Annotated in this window: 16 protein-coding genes and 1 pseudogene; 14 read left to right on the top strand and 3 right to left on the bottom strand. The window is 29.4% G+C overall.

What is annotated here, in order from left to right; genetic code table 11:
* Positions 1-82 precede the first annotated feature (82 nt).
* From A500_RS07105 to A500_RS07065, 9 genes are all read left to right on the top strand, one after another.
* Positions 83-868, top strand: a complete 786-nt coding sequence (locus A500_RS07105) for a TatD family hydrolase (RefSeq protein ID WP_016206904.1) — start codon at positions 83-85, stop codon at positions 866-868.
* A gap of 258 nt (positions 869-1,126) precedes the next feature.
* Positions 1,127-2,179 (top strand): 3D domain-containing protein, encoded by a 1,053-nt coding sequence (locus A500_RS07100; RefSeq protein WP_016206903.1) that lies wholly within the window; start codon positions 1,127-1,129, stop codon positions 2,177-2,179.
* A gap of 193 nt (positions 2,180-2,372) precedes the next feature.
* Positions 2,373-2,927, top strand: coding sequence for a ribonuclease M5 (gene rnmV, locus A500_RS07095; protein WP_016206902.1), 555 nt, complete (start codon positions 2,373-2,375; stop codon positions 2,925-2,927).
* Positions 2,927-3,772, top strand: a complete 846-nt coding sequence (gene rsmA, locus A500_RS07090; RefSeq protein WP_016206901.1) for a 16S rRNA (adenine(1518)-N(6)/adenine(1519)-N(6))-dimethyltransferase RsmA — start codon at positions 2,927-2,929, stop codon at positions 3,770-3,772. Before rnmV ends, rsmA begins: the two co-directional genes overlap by 1 nt.
* Positions 3,773-4,061: 289 nt before the next feature.
* Positions 4,062-5,408 carry a hypothetical protein gene (locus A500_RS07085; protein WP_016206900.1) on the top strand — a complete coding sequence of 449 codons (1,347 nt, stop codon included), beginning with the start codon at positions 4,062-4,064 and terminating at the stop codon, positions 5,406-5,408.
* A gap of 44 nt (positions 5,409-5,452) precedes the next feature.
* The gene (locus A500_RS07080; protein WP_016206899.1) at positions 5,453-5,965 is read left to right on the top strand and encodes a hypothetical protein; all 513 of its coding nucleotides are present in this window, start codon (positions 5,453-5,455) and stop codon (positions 5,963-5,965) included.
* A 136-nt stretch (positions 5,966-6,101) separates the two neighbouring features.
* The gene (locus tag A500_RS07075) at positions 6,102-6,941 is read left to right on the top strand and encodes a YhfM domain-containing protein (RefSeq protein WP_016206898.1); all 840 of its coding nucleotides are present in this window, start codon (positions 6,102-6,104) and stop codon (positions 6,939-6,941) included.
* Between the two features lie 12 nt (positions 6,942-6,953).
* Positions 6,954-7,796 (top strand): Mrp/NBP35 family ATP-binding protein, encoded by an 843-nt coding sequence (locus tag A500_RS07070; protein WP_016206897.1) that lies wholly within the window; start codon positions 6,954-6,956, stop codon positions 7,794-7,796.
* 71 nt (positions 7,797-7,867) lie between these two features.
* A complete protein-coding gene (locus A500_RS07065) occupies positions 7,868-8,056 on the top strand; it encodes a ferredoxin (protein WP_016206896.1) in 189 nt (62 codons plus the stop codon).
* Between the two features lie 33 nt (positions 8,057-8,089).
* Here the strand turns inward: A500_RS07065 and A500_RS07060 are convergent, their stop codons facing one another.
* The 3 genes from A500_RS07060 to A500_RS07050 all read right to left on the bottom strand — a co-directional run bounded on the left by A500_RS07060 (position 8,090) and on the right by A500_RS07050 (position 9,676).
* The gene (locus A500_RS07060; RefSeq protein ID WP_016206895.1) at positions 8,090-8,290 is read right to left on the bottom strand and encodes a hypothetical protein; all 201 of its coding nucleotides are present in this window, start codon (positions 8,288-8,290) and stop codon (positions 8,090-8,092) included.
* A gap of 77 nt (positions 8,291-8,367) precedes the next feature.
* Entirely contained in the window at positions 8,368-8,829 is a 462-nt protein-coding gene (locus A500_RS07055; protein ID WP_016206894.1) for a PadR family transcriptional regulator, read from the bottom strand.
* Position 8,830: 1 nt separating this feature from the next.
* On the bottom strand, positions 8,831-9,676 hold the full coding sequence (locus A500_RS07050) for a DegV family protein (RefSeq protein WP_016206893.1): 846 nt from the start codon (positions 9,674-9,676) through the stop codon (positions 8,831-8,833).
* A 327-nt stretch (positions 9,677-10,003) separates the two neighbouring features.
* Here A500_RS07050 and A500_RS07045 point away from each other — a divergent pair, with 327 nt between their 5' ends.
* The 5 genes and pseudogenes from A500_RS07045 (at position 10,004) to nrdG (ending at position 17,624) form a co-directional block, all read left to right on the top strand.
* Positions 10,004-12,121, top strand: a complete 2,118-nt coding sequence (locus A500_RS07045; RefSeq protein WP_016206892.1) for an anaerobic ribonucleoside triphosphate reductase — start codon at positions 10,004-10,006, stop codon at positions 12,119-12,121.
* Between the two features lie 297 nt (positions 12,122-12,418).
* Positions 12,419-13,582 (top strand): homocitrate synthase, encoded by a 1,164-nt coding sequence (nifV, locus tag A500_RS07040; protein WP_016206891.1) that lies wholly within the window; start codon positions 12,419-12,421, stop codon positions 13,580-13,582.
* A gap of 22 nt (positions 13,583-13,604) precedes the next feature.
* Positions 13,605-15,524 (top strand): aconitate hydratase, encoded by a 1,920-nt coding sequence (locus tag A500_RS07035; RefSeq protein ID WP_016206890.1) that lies wholly within the window; start codon positions 13,605-13,607, stop codon positions 15,522-15,524.
* 138 nt (positions 15,525-15,662) lie between these two features.
* Positions 15,663-16,967, top strand: coding sequence for a CapA family protein (locus A500_RS07030; protein WP_016206889.1), 1,305 nt, complete (start codon positions 15,663-15,665; stop codon positions 16,965-16,967).
* 139 nt (positions 16,968-17,106) lie between these two features.
* Positions 17,107-17,624, top strand: a pseudogene (gene nrdG, locus A500_RS07025) (anaerobic ribonucleoside-triphosphate reductase activating protein).
* The last annotated feature ends 12 nt before the right edge of the window (positions 17,625-17,636 follow it).

Below are 17,636 nucleotides of genomic sequence, written 5' to 3'. Positions count from 1 at the left end.
ATTTTTAATTATTTTAATTTGAAAAATTCTACTTATGGTATAATACTTATAATAAATTAATATATACGATGGAGGAATTGAAATGGAAAATAAATACGTAATATTTGATACACACGCGCATTATGATGATGAAGCATTTGATGAAGATAGAGAAACTATTCTTAAGCAAATTAAGGATAATGGTGTTATAGGAATATTAAATTGTGCATCAAGCTACAAGAGTATAGAAAAAACAAATAAATTAACAATAGAAAATGATTTTATATATGGAGCATTAGGAATACATCCTGAGAATGCAAATGAATTTAACAGTAATGTAGAAATAGAAATTATTGATTTAATTGAAAAAAATAAAAAAATAATTGCAATAGGGGAGATAGGATTAGATTACTATTGGGATGAAAATCCTTCAAAAGATATACAAAAGCAGGTATTTAGAGAACAGATGAGGTTAGCAGAAAAATTAAAATTACCAGTTATTATCCATGATAGAGAAGCTCATGGAGATACCTTAGAGATTATAAAGGAGTTTCCAAATGTTAATGGTATAGTTCATTGTTTTTCTGGAAGTGTTGAATTTGCAATGGAATGTATAAAACTTGGATACTACATAGGCATAACAGGAGTAGTAACTTTTAAGAATGCTAAAAAAATAATAGAGGTAGTAAAGCATGTCCCACTAGAAAAATTGCTAGTTGAGACAGATTGTCCATATATGGCCCCTGCACCAAACCGAGGAAAAAGGAATAAATCAGACTATATAGCTTATATAATAGAACAAATTGCTTTAATAAAGGAATTGGAACCGAAAGAGGTAAATTTAGCTGTAAATGACAATTTTAAAAGGTTGATTCAAAATAATATATAAAGTACAATTAAAAAGTAACAATTTGAAAAATTTAACAGTAACAATTGTTTATCAATATATAGGATGAACTGTTTAAAGAACAAATCTACTTTAGAAAAATTATAAACTGCAAATTTGCTATTATTTATAAATTATATTTTAATTATGCATATGATGCATTCATCCGCAGTTTTATTAATGCGAGAGGTCTTAAATTTGACAAAAGCGCTTAATTCCATTATAATTCAAAAGACGCTCTTGCCAAGGGAGGTAAAGTAGATGGTAGAAAAATGTAAAAAATATCTAAAAAATAATTTTTCTAACGGTCCAAAGGCAAAAATACTGATAGGAACAATAGCAGTTGCTATTATTTTATCAGCGACGTTCATAAATATGCGAAAGACAATAACAATGAAGATAGACGATAAAGAAGAGACTTTTGTCACATATAAAGGGACTGTTGAAGATGTGTTGAATTCTAAGGGAGTAGAGGTTAGTCCTAAGGATAAAATTCAACCAGCTTTAAATAGTAAGGTATCTGAAGGAGATACAATATCTATTAAGAGAGCTGTTTCAATAGAATTAACTGTAGGAGATAAACAAATAGAAGTTTACACTGCAGAAGATACTATTGAAGAAATGCTAGAAGTAGAAAAGGAAGAACTTAAGAATCAAGGGATTGAATTTAATGAAGGATTAGATGAAATAACTCCTACATTAAATACAGAAATTACATCTGATTTAAAAGTTAACCTTGTTAAGGTTGAGGTAAAAAAAGAATTAGCTAAAGAAGCTATAGATTTTGATGTAGTAGTTGAATCTGACTCTAACCTTGATAGTGGACTAGAAGAAATAAGACAAGATGGAGCTTCAGGAGAAAAGGAAGTTACTTATGAAATAGTTTACAAAAATGGTAAGGAATTTTCTAAATCTATAAAAAGCTCAAAAGTATTAGCAGAACCAGTTAACAAAATAGTTGTACAAGGAACAAGGAAGACCCTTGCAAGTAGAGATGGCCAGCTATTAAATTATAAGAGCGTAATATATTGTGAATCTACAGCATATAGCGGAGGTGGAACTACTGCAACAGGAACTGTACCAGTTAGAGATCCTAATGGTATAAGCACAATAGCAGTTGATCCAAGAGTTATTCCTCTAGGAAGCTTAGTATATGTAGAAGGATATGGCAGGGCTGTAGCTGCAGATACTGGTGGAGCTATACAAGGAAATATTGTTGATGTATATGTTAATTCTCAAGAAGAAGCATATAATAGCTGGGGAAGGAAATATAACGTTGCTGTTTATATTTTAGCGTATCCAGGAGAATGGTAAAATAAAAATGGGCACGGCTTAGGCTGTGCCTTTTTTATGGACAATTATTGAGTAGATTTAGACTAATAAATATTTATCATAATACTTATTTTAATTCTTATTTCGTTTGACATAATAAGTATATAAGGATAAATTAATATTTAGATGTGAAAGATAAAGGAATTTCTTAATTAATAGAAAGGAAGTTAATATTTTGATTAAAGAAGTTATAGTTGTTGAAGGAAGAGATGATATAACCGCTGTAAAACAAGCTGTAGATGCCGAAGTTATAGCTGTAGGAGGATTTGGAATAAATGCTAGAGTTATAGAAAGGATAAAGGAAGCACAAAGAAGAAAAGGCGTAATAGTATTAACAGATCCTGATTTTGCTGGAGAAAAGATTAGAAGTATAATTGCTAAAAGGGTAAAGGGAATAAAACATGCATATATAGCTCAAGAAGACGGAATAAAAGGCGATGATATAGGCGTTGAAAATGCATCTCCAGAAGTAATTATAGAAGCTTTAAATAGAGCAAAGATATCAGAAGAAATAATTGAAGAAATATATACATCAGAAGATATGTTTCATTTTAAGCTTACAGGCGATGCTGATTCAAAGAAAAGAAGAATTATTCTAGGAAAAGAATTAGGAATTGGTTACGGAAATTCAAATCAAATGTTAAGCAGATTAAATAAATACTCTATAACAAAAGAAGAGTTTATTACTGCTATAGAAAAAATTGAAAAATTTTTAGAGGTGAAAGAATAATGGAAATACAGGATATAAAAACAGCAGAATTAGTTAAGAAATATAATTTTAAATTTTCTAAAAGTTTAGGGCAAAATTTCTTAATAGATGATTCAGTTCCAAAAGATATTGTGGCAGGGGCTGAGGTTAATGAAGATGACCTAGTTATAGAAATAGGTCCAGGAGTGGGGACGTTAACAGCTCAATTACTAAATAAAGCTAAAAGGGTAGTTGCAATAGAATTAGATAGTGATCTTATACCTATTTTAAGTAAAGAAATAGGTGATAATCCTAAATTTACATTAATACATAATGATGCTTTAAAAGTTAATTTTAATGAAATAATAGGAGATGAAGAAAGTGTAAAGTTAGTAGCTAATTTACCTTATTATGTTACAACTCCTATAATACTAAAATTATTAAAAGAAGACTATAAATTTAAATCTTTAACTATAATGATACAAAAGGAAGTAGCAGAAAGGATGAATGCAGAACCAGGTAATAAAGATTATGGTTCACTTTCATTATTAGTTCAATATTATTGTGATACCAAGATAGTAAGAAAAGTAGCACCGCAATGCTTTATACCAAGGCCTAAGGTAGATTCAATAGTGATAAGATTAGATAAGCTTACAGAACCTAAGGTAAGTGTTAAAAGTGAAAAGCTATTTTTTGATATAATAAGAAGTTCATTTAATATGAGAAGAAAAACTCTTTGGAATGGTGTGAAAAATATCGGGTTAAGCAAAGAAAAACTAGAACTAGCCTTTAATGAAGCAGACATAGATCCAAAAAGAAGAGGAGAAACATTATCTATACAAGAGTTTGCAGTTTTATCAGACAAAATTTATGAAAAAATGGAATAAGATTAGAGGTGATTTTATTCAGTTCACAATTCACGGTTATTTAAGTTAAAGGTAACAGGTAACAAGTAACAGAGAGTATAGTAATTTAATTTTTTGGAGAAAAATTAAACTGGTGTAGAACTTAAAGCATATACTATTAATCATTCACTAGTAATTGCTTTGCAATTTATTTAAACTCGTGAGAAATTTGGTGTAATATCAAATAATCTCACGAGTTTTATTTTTAACATATTTGGATATATTAAGCATATAATGTATTGAATTAATGTAAAGTGGAGGTTCTAAAGGTTTGTCACAGTTAAATAAATTGTATAGAAATTTTATTATTTTACAAGAAGATGAAAGAGGCTATTCTAGTTCTAACGACAAAACCTTATCAGGATATTCAAAGATAGAAGCAAAGGGGGATACTTGCAAAATTTCCTTTTATGCTCAAAATCTAAGAAATGATGGTGATGATTATTGCATTATGGCTATATGCAATAAAAAGGATACTAAGAAAATGTTGGACTTAGGAAAAATCACCGTATCAGATGGGGGAAAAGCTGAAATAACAAAGGAGTATTCTGTTGACGATATAGCAGGATTAGGAATATCTTATGACAAAATTTCAGGAGCTGCAATAGCTAAAATGAAAGATGAAATTCCTATAATTATTATGTGTGGATTTATAAATGGTGAACAACCAAGTGATAATTGGAAAAACTATAAAATAATTAAATCTACTAGTGATAAATCAAAAGATAAAGTTGAATATTTCAAAAAAGAAGATAAAATGAAAAAAGATTATGACAAAAAGAAAGAATCTGATAAGAAAAAAGATGATGATAAAAAGTACTATGATAAAAAGAAAGATGAAGATAAGAAGAAGGATGAAGATAAGAAGAAGGATGAAAACAATTGTAAATGTTCAGAACATAGAGAGGAAGATCTTAGAAGTGATGAAAGACCTATTATGGAAGAAGGCATTGGGCCAATAGATATAGAAGAACAAGATGTAGAAGCAATTCCAGAAGATGGAGCTGATGTTAAAAAGAATATTGATGATAAGGACAATCCGTTTACTAATTTAAACGGAGTAAATGCGGCTCAAAATCCTTTTGTTAATAATTCAGGAGAAATTAATTATTATGGTTCAAATTCATTAAATAGAGCAAGTAAAAAGAATAAATTTGATGAATATGAAGAAGAAATAGAAAAAAAATCTGATGTATTCTCTATAAAAGGAAGCGTAGGAGAATATTTTGAAGGGATTGCCAATGGTTTTGAACATTGTAGAAATGAATATAGGGAAATAAAATATTGTAAGTGGTATAAGATACCTGTTCATGACTTACATGAAATGTGTAATATGTCAAATTACAATAGATATACAGTGGCATACTATCCAATGCTTAACTATTATCCATATATAAGAAAATATGGACACTTTATGCTAGGCTATAAATGTGATAAGGACGGAAATTTAAGATATATAGTTTATGGAATTCCGGGAAGAAAAAATAGGGACGAACAGCCTTATGAGGGGAAAACTGGATTTGTAACTTGGATTAGTAATGAAACTAGGGATGGAGTAGGATGTTGGTTAATGTTCTATGATTTTAGAAATTCAACTGTTGTTGTACCTATGAAATAAAGTGCAGCAATAAAATGTACTTATAATCCTAATGAGTATATGAGATGAATAAGAAAAAAATCTATATAATAGCCCTACTGGTAATCCTAATGTTTATTATAGTTTGTATGAAAAACCTATTTATACAAGATATAAAAGAAGTTGCAATTTCAAATAATAATATAAAAAATTTTGATGAATATTTATTGGGAGAGGGAGAATATAAAGTTTCACTGCCAGAAGGATGGGAAATAGATAAAAAAATAAAAAGCTTTAATGGTGATATTAATATCAATTTTAGTGATAATGATAATATTGAAGGTAATATTTCTATAGAAAAAGGAAATATAGAAGATATTTCTAATAGTATTACTAATAGTAAAGAGAATATTAAAATAATAGAAGATAATTATATATGGCATATAATAAATGTGGTAAATAATAAAACTATTAATAAATATTATCTTAGAAGTTACTCAGAGGGAAAAGTTCTTATAATTAAGTATTCCTATATTAAGGAGAAAGAAAAAAATAGTATTAATGTAGTTTTTGATAGTATATCAATGAGTTTTAAGTGATGCTTCAAAAAATTTGCTATTGAAGAATTAAAGTATTATAATTTATTTATAATTAGGAGAAGCTAATGCTTCTCCTAATTAACTATTAAGCATTGTAGGGAAAATATTGACTTTTTAATAGAGGGGAAGGATACAATTGAAAAAGCCAATAAAAAGTATAATAACTATATTAGTAATAATATTATCTTTCAACTTAACATCTTGTACATTAATTGATAATATAAAAGGTAAATTTAAAAAAGATAATGGATATTTTGATTATTTGCTAAGCGGTAAGGTTGATGTTATAAGTATACAAAGTGTTAGAGATAAGTCTTTTAAATTTCTTGTTACAGATGAAAAAGCTATACAAAGTATGCATGAGCTTTTATCTAAAGCTAAAGTGAGCGAAGAAAAATCAGATTTGCAACCAGATTATATATTTGAAATAAAAATGGGGAGCGAAATTAAACAATTCAACTATATAGTTGGAGCATATGAAGGTAATTTCTATGATGAAAATGAGAATTTTACAGTATCTAAGAGATTAGATGAAAGTATAATTCAAAACTTATCAATAATAAGAAAGCCTAGAGACTTTGAGTACATATATTATAATTCTATACTAGATGTTATGAATTTGAAGAAAGAAGTTCTTAATAATGGGAATAATAAAATTGGTATTGATGTAGAAAATGATATAGATTGTCTTAAATATATATTTTCTACAGATATAGAAGATTTTCTATCAAGGGCCAGAAAGATAACTTCTAATGTTGAAATTGTAAATAATAATGAAGAAGATTTTGACATTGTTATAAAAGTAAAAAATAGGGGACATAACACAACTGTTTATAAAAGTAATATAACTGTTGAAGACAAGAAAAATAAGGTTGAATATTACTATTATATAGTTGGTGAAAATGAATTTAAAGAATGGAACATAGATATTTATACGAAAGATAATGTTCCAAAAGAAGTAGAAAAGAACTGGTAGGAGGTAATTAATATGTCAGATTGTTCAACTTGTCCAAGTAAAAATAAATGTAGCTCTAAAGATACTGTTGGATCTCAAGGATGTGGTAAGTTATTACCTAAGTATGGAACAATAAAAAATGTTATTGGAATAATAAGCGGAAAAGGTGGAGTTGGTAAATCTACTGTTACTGGTATATTAGCTAGTACATTAAGAAAAAAGGGATATAAGGTTGGTGTGCTTGATGCGGATATAACAGGACCATCAATGCCAAGATTCTTTGGAATAAATGATAAAAGAGCTGTTATAGAGCCAATAGATGAAAATAACTTTAAATATAATCCAGTAGAATCTAAGGGTGGAACAAAAGTATTGTCAATGAATCTATTAATACCTAAAGAAGATGATCCGGTTGTATGGAGGGGACCTATAGTAACAAGCGTTTTAACTCAATTATTTACTGATACAGTTTGGGGAGAACTTGATTACTTATTAATAGATATGCCACCTGGAACATCAGATATAACATTAACAGTAATGCAAAGCTTCCCTATTACTGAGCTTATTATTGTTTCTACTCCACAAGATATGGTTTCTATGATAGTTAAAAAAGTAATAACCATGGCAAAAAAAATGCCTTTACAAATAAGAGGAGTAGTAGAAAATATGTCTTATATAGTGTGTCCAGGTTGTGATACAAAAATGAGAGTATTTAGCAAAAAGTCTGCAGAAGAGCATGCAGAATATCTAGGAATACCCCTATTAGGAGAACTTCCTATAAATGTTGATTTAACAGAAGCATTAGAGCAAGGAATAGCAGAACAGTATGTAATGGATAATGATTTATACTCATTAATTTTCGAAGGTCTATATTAATAGTAGAATACATAAAATCTATATTGGTGGTAATAATATTATTGAGTTTAATAAAGAAAGGAAGAAACAATATGGAGGCTTATGTAGATAAAGATACTTGTATTGGATGTGGATTATGTCCATCAATTTGTGAGGCAGTATTTGAAATGGATGATGATGGTAAAGCAATTGCAAGAAATCCTAATGTACCTAGTGACGTAGAAGATGAGGCAAAGGATGCAGAAGCAAGTTGTCCAGTAAACGCAATTAGTGTATCCTAATAAAAAGATGCTTGAAAACTTCAAGCATCTTTTTTAAAAAAAATCAATTACTTTATCTTGATGTATTTTAGGCTGATTGCTGGTATTGTAGCTTAGATTATTGGAGTCAATATTAACAACATAACCTATTCCTAAATAATCATTTACTTGAGTGAGTGGCACCTTAACAATAGTATCATCTTCTAATGCTACGAATGCTTCAAAATAATTATAGTCTATAATTTTTCCTTTCAAAATAACACCACCTAAAAGTTAGTAGTATTATTTTGTACAAAATTAAAAATATAATACTATAAAAATTTAATATTAATCTATTTATACAGATCTTTATATATTATTTTAAAAACTTTTAAAGCTTCTTCGATCTTGGGTCTTAAAAGTCCTTTTCTAGCTTCATATTCTTTTTTGCCTTTTGGAGTTAATGAATAAATTTTTTGAAACTTTTTTTTAGGATCATCCCATTGTCCAATAACATATTCTTCTTTTTCTAATTTTTTTAAAAGAGGATATATACCTCCTGTACTAGGAATCCAGAGTCCATTAGTACGTTCACCTATTTTGGTTGCAATATCATTTCCATTTGAAGGTGATATACTAAGTATATGAAGAACATATATTGGAAGGAGTCCTTTAGTAAATACCTGACCTACTGATTCCTTTTCCTTTTGAATTTTTTTTAACTCAGCAAGTTTTCTTTTATACTCTTCGTGAAGTTTTTTCTCTTCTTCTTTTATATCTTCTATACTACTTAGATGAAGATTGTACTCATCCATATTAATAAACCTTTTGAATTGCTAGGCCAAGTAATCCAGGACCACCATGAACTCCTAAAGCTGGACTTATCTGAGACATATTAAGACTAACTATATTTTTTAAGTCTTTTATAGATTCCATAAATTTCTTAGCTTCCTCTAAAGCGCCACCTTGAAGTACCCAAACTTTGCAAGGACCTAAAGAAAGTTCATCTTTTAGTATGTTAGTAAGCTTTAATATAGATTGTTTTCTTCCTCTGGCCTTACAAACAGTATAGTAAACCCCGTCATCATCAACAGAAACAACAGGTTTTAAGTTTAACATTTCTCCTATAGTACCAGAAATTTTGCCTATTCTTCCGCCTTTTTTTAAGTATTCCAAAGTATTTATTGTAAAATATCCGCTAATACTCTTTCTTATTTTAGGGATAGCAGATACTATTTCTTCAAAACTTTTGCCACTATTAATTAAATCAGAAACCTCTAAAGCCATAATTCCTTCTGGCATAGCTAGAATCTTAGTATCAAAGACATAAGATGTTAATTTAGGGTGATCTTCTAATGCTAATCTTATTGAGTTGAAGGTTCCAGATAAGCCACTAGAAATAGTTATAGCAATAACATGAGTATATCCTTCATCTTCTAATGACATTAATATTTCTTCCATAATTTCAGCACTAGGCAATGAAGTTTTTGGAACTTCTTTTTCTAAGTTGTTATAAATCTCATCAGCAGAGATATCTATTTTATCTTTATACTCTTTATCTGAATAAGAAATTCTAAGTGGTAATAGTTTAATATTTCTTTCGTTAAGGGTTTCAAGAGATAGATCGCATGCGCTATCAACTATTAAGGCTATTTTTTGCATAAAAATCCTCCTAATATTTAATATATTTATATAATTTTATAATATCAATATCTTTAAATTCTATTCATCTAAATTATATCATAACAAGCATGTATATCAATACTGATAATCAAAAAACCATATCACTATTGATATAGTTTTGTTTAAGTAAAAACTTATTTGTCAACTTTAATTTGCAATAAAAAAGTCCAAATATAGAATAGAATGCCATAAATCAATAATAAATCTAGCGATATCTATCCATCTTATAATTTGAAATGAATATTTTTAGAGTCTATAATAGATACTATGATTAATACAAGATATTGTGTAATGGGGGTTTTGTAAGTGCAATATGTAGTAAAAAGAGATGGCAGAGAAGTTTCTTTTAATTCAGTTAAGATAGCTACAGCTATAAAAAAGGCATCAGATGAAGTAGGGGAAAAGCTCAAAGAAAGTGAACTTTTAGATATAGTAAAAAAAGTTATAAATTACATAGAAGATTTAGAAAAAGAGAAAGTAACTGTTGAAGAAATTCAAAATTTAGTAGAAAAAGCATTATTAGTTAAGGGTTATGAAAATATAAAAATAGCATATTCTAGCTATAGAAAAGAAAGAACAAAGGTTAGAGAAATAAAGTCTGATTTAATGAGAGCAATAGAAAAAATAGGGATAGAAACAGATAGAGATAATGCTAATGTAGGGAATAATTTTAGTTCCAAGCTACTAAGAATAGCATCTGAATCTAACAAGTGGCATAATTTAGCCATGATGCCAAAACATTTAGCAAAGGCACATGAAAATGGTGATTTATATTATCATGATTTGGATAGTTATAATCTTACAACTAATTGTCTTCACATACCAACAAAGGAAATATTAGAAAGAGGATTTAATACTGGATATGGAACTATAAAAATACCTAAGAGGATAGAAACGGCAGCAGAACTATCCTGTATTTTATTACAATCAACTCAAAATGACATGTTTGGTGGCCAATCACATCCAGATTTTGATAATGATATGGCTGTATTTGTTGAGCCAACAAGAAAAGAAATAAAGCTTGAATTAGAAGAACTTGGTTTAGATAAAAACAAAATAGAAGAGTTGACAGAAAAAAAGCTAAGAAAAAAAGTACATCAGGCTATGCAGGGAGTAATTTATAATTTAAATACCATGCATTCTAGGGCAGGATCTCAAGTACCATTTAGTTCTATTAACTTAGGAATACCTTATTCAAAAGATGCAGCATTAATATGTGAAGTATTTTTATTAGAATATGAAAAAGGTTTAGGGAAAGGTGAACAACCAATATTCCCCAATATAATATTTAGAGTTAAAGAGGGGGTTAATAGAGAGCCAGAAGATAAATATTATTACTTATATAAATTAGCTTGTAGGGTAGCAGCGAAGAGAATGAATCCTACATTTATGAATATAGATGCTGACTTTAATAAGGAATATTATGACATGGGATATATGCCAGCAACCATGGGATGTAGAACATACCTAATGAAAAATGTAAATGGAGAACCTGGATGTAAAGGTAGAGGAAATATTGCTCCAGTAACAATTAACTTACCTAGAATAGGAATTCAAGCTAAAGGGGATATAAATGAATTTTTTAATATACTAGATAAAAGATTAAATCTAGCAAAAGAATCCTTAATGCATAGATATGATATATTAAAAAATCTAAAGGTTAAAGACTTACCATTTGTTGCAGGTCAAGGGTTAATGAAGGGCTCAGAGGGGCTTTCAAAGGAAGATTCTATAGAACCAATATTAAAACAAGGAACTTGGGGGATTGGATTTATAGGTCTTGCAGAAACTTTGATTTCATTAATTGGATATCATCATGGAGAAAATAATGAAGCAAAAGATTTAGGAGTAAAAATAGTAAGTCATATAAGAAAGTTTATTGATAGGGTAACAGAGGAAACTAAATTAAACTGGAGCTGTTATGCAACTCCGGCAGAAGGTCTTTCAGGTAAATTTATAAAGAAAGATAAAAAAGTTTTTGGTACTATTAAAGGTGTAACAGATAAGGATTATTATACTAATAGCTTTCATATACCTGTAAATTATCCTATATCAATAAAAGATAAAATAGATATAGAAGCAACTTATCACAAACTATGTAATGCTGGGCATATAAGTTACTTAGAAGTAGATGATCGTCCATCTGGCGAGGCTATAATGGATATTTTAAACTATGCATATAAAAATACTAATATCAGTTATATAGGAATAAATTTTCATATAAGATATTGTAAGAATTGTGGTAGTCATTTAAGTAGTAATGAAAGAAAATGTCCAGAATGTGGAAGCGGAGATATACAAGGGGTTTCAAGAGTAACAGGATATTTAAGCTTAGATGAAAGGTTTGGACCTGGAAAATATGAGGAAAGGGCAGATAGATTATCACATTTAGGAAATAGAAAAAATAATTATAAATTACTATAATTATGCATAAATATACGAATTTAAAAGTAGGAATATAAAAAATCCTACTTTTTTTATTTTAAAAATGGTGCAAGATTTTTAAAATTTATTGCAAATTTTCTATGCATTTCAATCAAATAAAACATAAAAGCATTTTAAACTGAAATAATTTTATAAAAACTTGCAATTTTTATAAAAATCAAACGCTTTTTACTTGTCTGTAATTACTTGATATGATAAAATTGTTATTAATTATTATAAAAAATATTTTACATTGGGGTTAATTAGCAATAAGTAATATTTTAAAGGGGGAGGCTTATGTCTATTAAAAATTTAAATAATGGCAAAGAGGTCTTTATTGTAGATACTACTTTAAGAGACGGAGAGCAAACAGCAGGAGTTGTTTTTGCAAATGAGGAAAAAGTTGCAATAGCATCTATGCTAAGCGAACTTGGAGTTGATCAACTAGAAGTAGGTATTCCTACTATGGGTGGAGATGAAAAAGAAGCTATAAAACAAATTGTAAAAAGAAACCAAAAATCAAGCATTATGGCTTGGAATAGAGCAGTAATAAAAGATATAGAAGAATCTATAGATTGTGGAGTCGATGCTGTAGCTATATCAATATCAGTTTCAGATATTCATATACAACACAAACTAAAAACCTCTCGAGGATGGGTTCTAGAAAATATGGTTAAATCTGTGGAATTTGCGAAAAAAAATGGATTATATGTATCTGTAAATGGAGAAGATGCATCAAGAGCTGATAGAGAGTTTTTGATTCAATTCATAGAAGTAGCAAAGCAAGCAGGAGCAGATAGATTTAGATATTGTGATACTGTAGGTATAATGGAGCCTTTTAAAATTAATGAGGACATAAGATATTTACATGCTAAAACAAATTTTGATATTGAAATGCATACTCATAATGATTTTGGGATGGCAACTGCAAATGCAATAGCAGGAATTATGGGAGGAGCATCTCATGTTGGTGTAACTGTTAATGGTTTAGGTGAAAGAGCTGGAAATGCAGCCTTGGAAGAAGTTTTAATGGCATTAATGTTTGTTTATAATTATGGAGGTAATATAAGCACAACTATGTTTAGGGAGGTTTCAGAATATGTTTCTAGGGCCTCAGGAAGAATATTGCCAGCATGGAAGGCTATTGTTGGAGATAATATGTTTGCACATGAATCAGGTATTCATGCAGATGGGGCAATAAAAAATCCGAAGAACTATGAAGCTTTTGATCCAGGAATAGTTGGATTAGAAAGACAAATAGTTATAGGGAAACACTCTGGCAAAGCTGGAATTATAAATAAGTTTAAAGAATATGGAATAGATTTAGATAACAATTCAGCCAAAGATATATTAGAAATGGTAAGATCTACTTCAGTAAGACTTAAAAGAAGTTTATTTGATAAAGAGCTTGTTCAAATATATAAGGAATATTTAAGGTTGAGAGAAGAAAAGGTTAATTAGATAAAAAGGGGGCAATAAGTTAATGGGGGACAATTTAGTTTATAAAATATTAAAAAGTCATTTAATTGAAGGAACTATAGATATAGGAAAAGAAATAGGAATAAAAATAGATAGAACATTAACTCAAGATTCTACAGGTACTATGGCATATTTACAGTTAGAAGCAATGGGAATAGATAGAGTAAAAACTAAAAAGTCTATAGCTTTTATTGATCATAATATGCTTCAGCAAGGATTTGAAAATGCGGATGATCATAAATTTATACAAACCGTGGCTTCAAAATATGGAGTTTACTTTTCAAAGCCTGGTAATGGAATATGTCATCAAGTATTTCTAGAAAGATTTTCAGTTCCAGGAGAAACTCTTATAGGATCAGATAGTCATACTCCTACTGCTGGAGGAGTTGGAATGCTTGCAATGGGAGCAGGTGGACTTGATGTAGCATTAGCTATGGGCGGTGGAGCTTATTATATAGCAACCCCTAAAGTATGCAAAATCAACTTAATTGGAAAGCTAAAACCAATGGTTTCAGCTAAGGATATAATACTAGAAGTCCTTAGGAAATTAACTGTTAAAGGTGGAGTTTCTAGAGTTTTTGAATATGCAGGAGAAGGAGTTAAAACACTTTCAGTTCCTCAAAGAGCTACAATTACAAATATGGGAGCGGAACTTGGAGCAACAACTTCAATATTTCCAAGTGATGAAAAGACTTTAGAGTATTTTAAGGCTCAAGGAAGAGAAGATGATTGGATAGAATTTAAACCTGACGCAGATGCAGTATACGATGAAGAAATAATAATAAATTTAGATGAATTAAAGCCGCTAGCAGCTAAGCCACATAGTCCTGATAATGTTGAAGAAGTAGAAAGCATTGGGAAAATTAAGGTTGATCAAGTTGCTATAGGAAGTTGTACAAATTCTTCATATGAAGATTTGATGAAAGTAGCTAAAATCTTAAAAGATAATAAAGTTCATGAAGATGTAAGTTTAGTTATAGCTCCAGGATCGAGACAAGTTATGGAGATGTTAGCTAGAAATGGAGCTTTAGGAGATATAATAAGTGCAGGAGCAAGAATATTAGAAAACTCTTGTGGACCATGTATAGGTATGGGGCAAGCTCCTGGAACAGATGGAGTATCATTAAGAACATTTAATAGAAACTTCTATGGTAGAAGTGGAACATTATCTGCCAAAGTGTATTTAGTCAGCCCAGAAACAGCAGCAGTTTCAGCAATAAGTGGGGTACTTACAGATCCAAGGGAGTTAGATTTAGATATTAAGGTAGAAATGCCAGAAAGATTCTTAATAGATGATTCTATGATAATTTCTCCGGCAAAAGAAGGAGAGGATGTAGAAGTTGTAAGAGGACCAAATATAAAGCCTTTCCCTGTAAATAAGGAATTAGGTGATAAGGTTGAAGGAAAGGTTCTTATTAAAGTTGAGGATAATATTACAACTGATCATATAATGCCATCTAATTCAAAACTTTTACCATTTAGATCTAATATACCTTACTTAGCAGAATATTGTTTCAATACAGTTGATGAAGAATTCCCAAGGAGAGCTAAGGAAAATAATGGAGGAATAATAGTTGCAGGCAATAATTACGGACAAGGATCTAGTAGGGAGCATGCAGCACTTGCACCATTATATTTAGGAGTTAAAGCAGTAATTGCAAAATCTTTTGCAAGAATTCACAAAGCTAATCTTATAAACAATGGTATTATACCAATGGAGTTTGAAGCGGAAGTGGATTATGATAAGATAGGCCTTCTAGACGAACTTGTAATAGAAGATATAAAATCAGCTTTGGTTAATGGAAAAACTATAGTAAAGAATTTAACTAATGGAAGCTTGTTTAATGTTTATATAAATCTAACAGAAAAAGAGATAAATGTAATAAAGTCTGGAGGAAGACTTAATTCAGTCCGCAAAGCATAGTTTTATATGGATGATTAAAAAGAGAGTTTGTTACTCTCTTTTTTCGTGCAGAGAAAAAATAATAAAGTTATTATTTTACATATTACTTTTAAATCTAGTGGTATATAATAAAGATAAAAACATTACATAGGGGGATTTATGAAAAGTAAAGGTAAGGGTAAAATATTTATTCCATTATTATTAATATTAATCATAGCTGTTGTAGGCATATTTTATATTCCAAAGATAGAAAAATTATTATTAAATAGTAAACCTAAAGAAGAAAATTTGAACATTGATAATGTTGATAATGATACAAAAGAAAATGAAAATATTGAAATAGAAGATAAAAGCAATACAAAATCTATAGAAATAGTTGCGACTGGAGATTTCTTAATACATAAAGAAATATTAGATACTCAATATAACTCTGAAACTGATAGTTATGATTTTAAAAATACTGTTCAATATGTGAAAAGTTATTTAAGTGATGCAAGTTTAACTATTGCAAACTTAGAGGGAACACTTTCTGGTATAGAGAATTATGGTTATTCAGGATATCCAAGCTTTAATGCTCCAGATGATTTAGCAGATGCTATGAAATGGGTAGGAGTAGATGTAGTAAATAATATGAATAATCATTCATTAGACAGAGATGTAAGAGGTTTTAATAGAACAAGAAGTATTTTAGTTGAGAAGGGCTTTGATGTAATAGGAACAAGAGCAGATACTACAGAGGACAGATATATAATAAAAGAGGTTGAAGGAATAAAAATTGGGATAGTATCCTATAGCTATTCTATGACAGCAGAGGGTGGTTCAAGAGGATTAAATGGAGCAGTTATTCCACAAGAACTTTATCCACTTATGAATACATTTAGAGAAGATACTTTAGATTCAGATCTTCAAGAAATGAAAGAGCAAATAGCTGATATGAGAAATAAGGGTGCAGAAGTAGTTGTTTTTTATATGCATTGGGGAGATGAATATGAGCTAGAACCAAATGCAACTCAATTAAAAATGGCTAAGTTTTTAGCTAATGAAAAAGTTGATATAATCTTTGGTACTCATCCACATTCATTACAGCCAATAGATATTATAAAATCAGAGGATGGAAATAGTGAAACAGCAGTAATTTATTCCATGGGAAATTTTTTATCAAGTCAAAGAACTGAAAGAATACAGAATCCTTATACAGAAGATGGAGTCATAGTGTCAGTTAAACTAAGTAAAAATTTAGATACGAATGAGATAAAGTTAGATTATCCAACATATATACCAACTTGGGTTAACTGGTACGAGAAAGACGGAAAATTATTTTATGAAGTTGTTCCTGCAACAATAAGTGATGCTGATTACTTAACAGAAGAAGGAAAGATAAGGGTTGTAGAATCCTTTAACAGAACTAAAGGAATAATAGAACAATATAGTGATAAGATAAAACTATATAAGGAAAATTACTAGCATAAATCTTCTGTATTAGAATAATAAGCAAGTTTATAAAGGGGCGTTATGGACATATGGGGCTTATTAATAAGAAATTCAAAAATAAAGGAAATAAAAAAGTAAAGAGGATAAAAAAGTAGAGAAGATAATAAAGGGGATGTACTATATGGATAAAATGATAAGACTTTCAGGAATAGCTTACGAAAGTTTGGTTAATGGACCAGGAATAAGGAGAGTATTTTTTTCTCAAGGTTGTAGGCATAATTGCGAAGGTTGTTTTAATCCAGATACCCACGATTTTTCTGGTGGCGAAGATCGTAATATGGATGAACTTATCGAAGATGTTCTTAAAAATCCTATTATTAAAGGGGTTACCTTTAGTGGGGGGATCCTTTTGAAAGGGCAGAAAAGTTTGCATATATGGCAAAAAAATTTAAAGAAGCTAATTTAAATATATGGAGTTATACAGGATATACCTTTGAATATATAATAAACAATTTAGATAAGATATTAGGCTGGAGAGACCTACTTAATAATATAGATGTTTTAGTAGATGGTAAATTTGAGAAAGATATGATGGAAGATGGATTAAGATTTAGAGGGTCAAGTAATCAAAGAATTATTGATGTAAGAAAGACTCTAAAAGAAAATAAAATATGCCAATTAGAATATTAGTTTTAAAATGCG

This window comes from Clostridium sartagoforme AAU1 (assembly GCF_000401215.1).
In the GTDB taxonomy this organism is placed as follows: domain Bacteria; phylum Bacillota; class Clostridia; order Clostridiales; family Clostridiaceae; genus Clostridium; species Clostridium sartagoforme.
The sequence above is the reverse complement of the archived record's forward strand: the minus strand, read 5'-3'. Positions and strand labels throughout refer to the sequence as shown.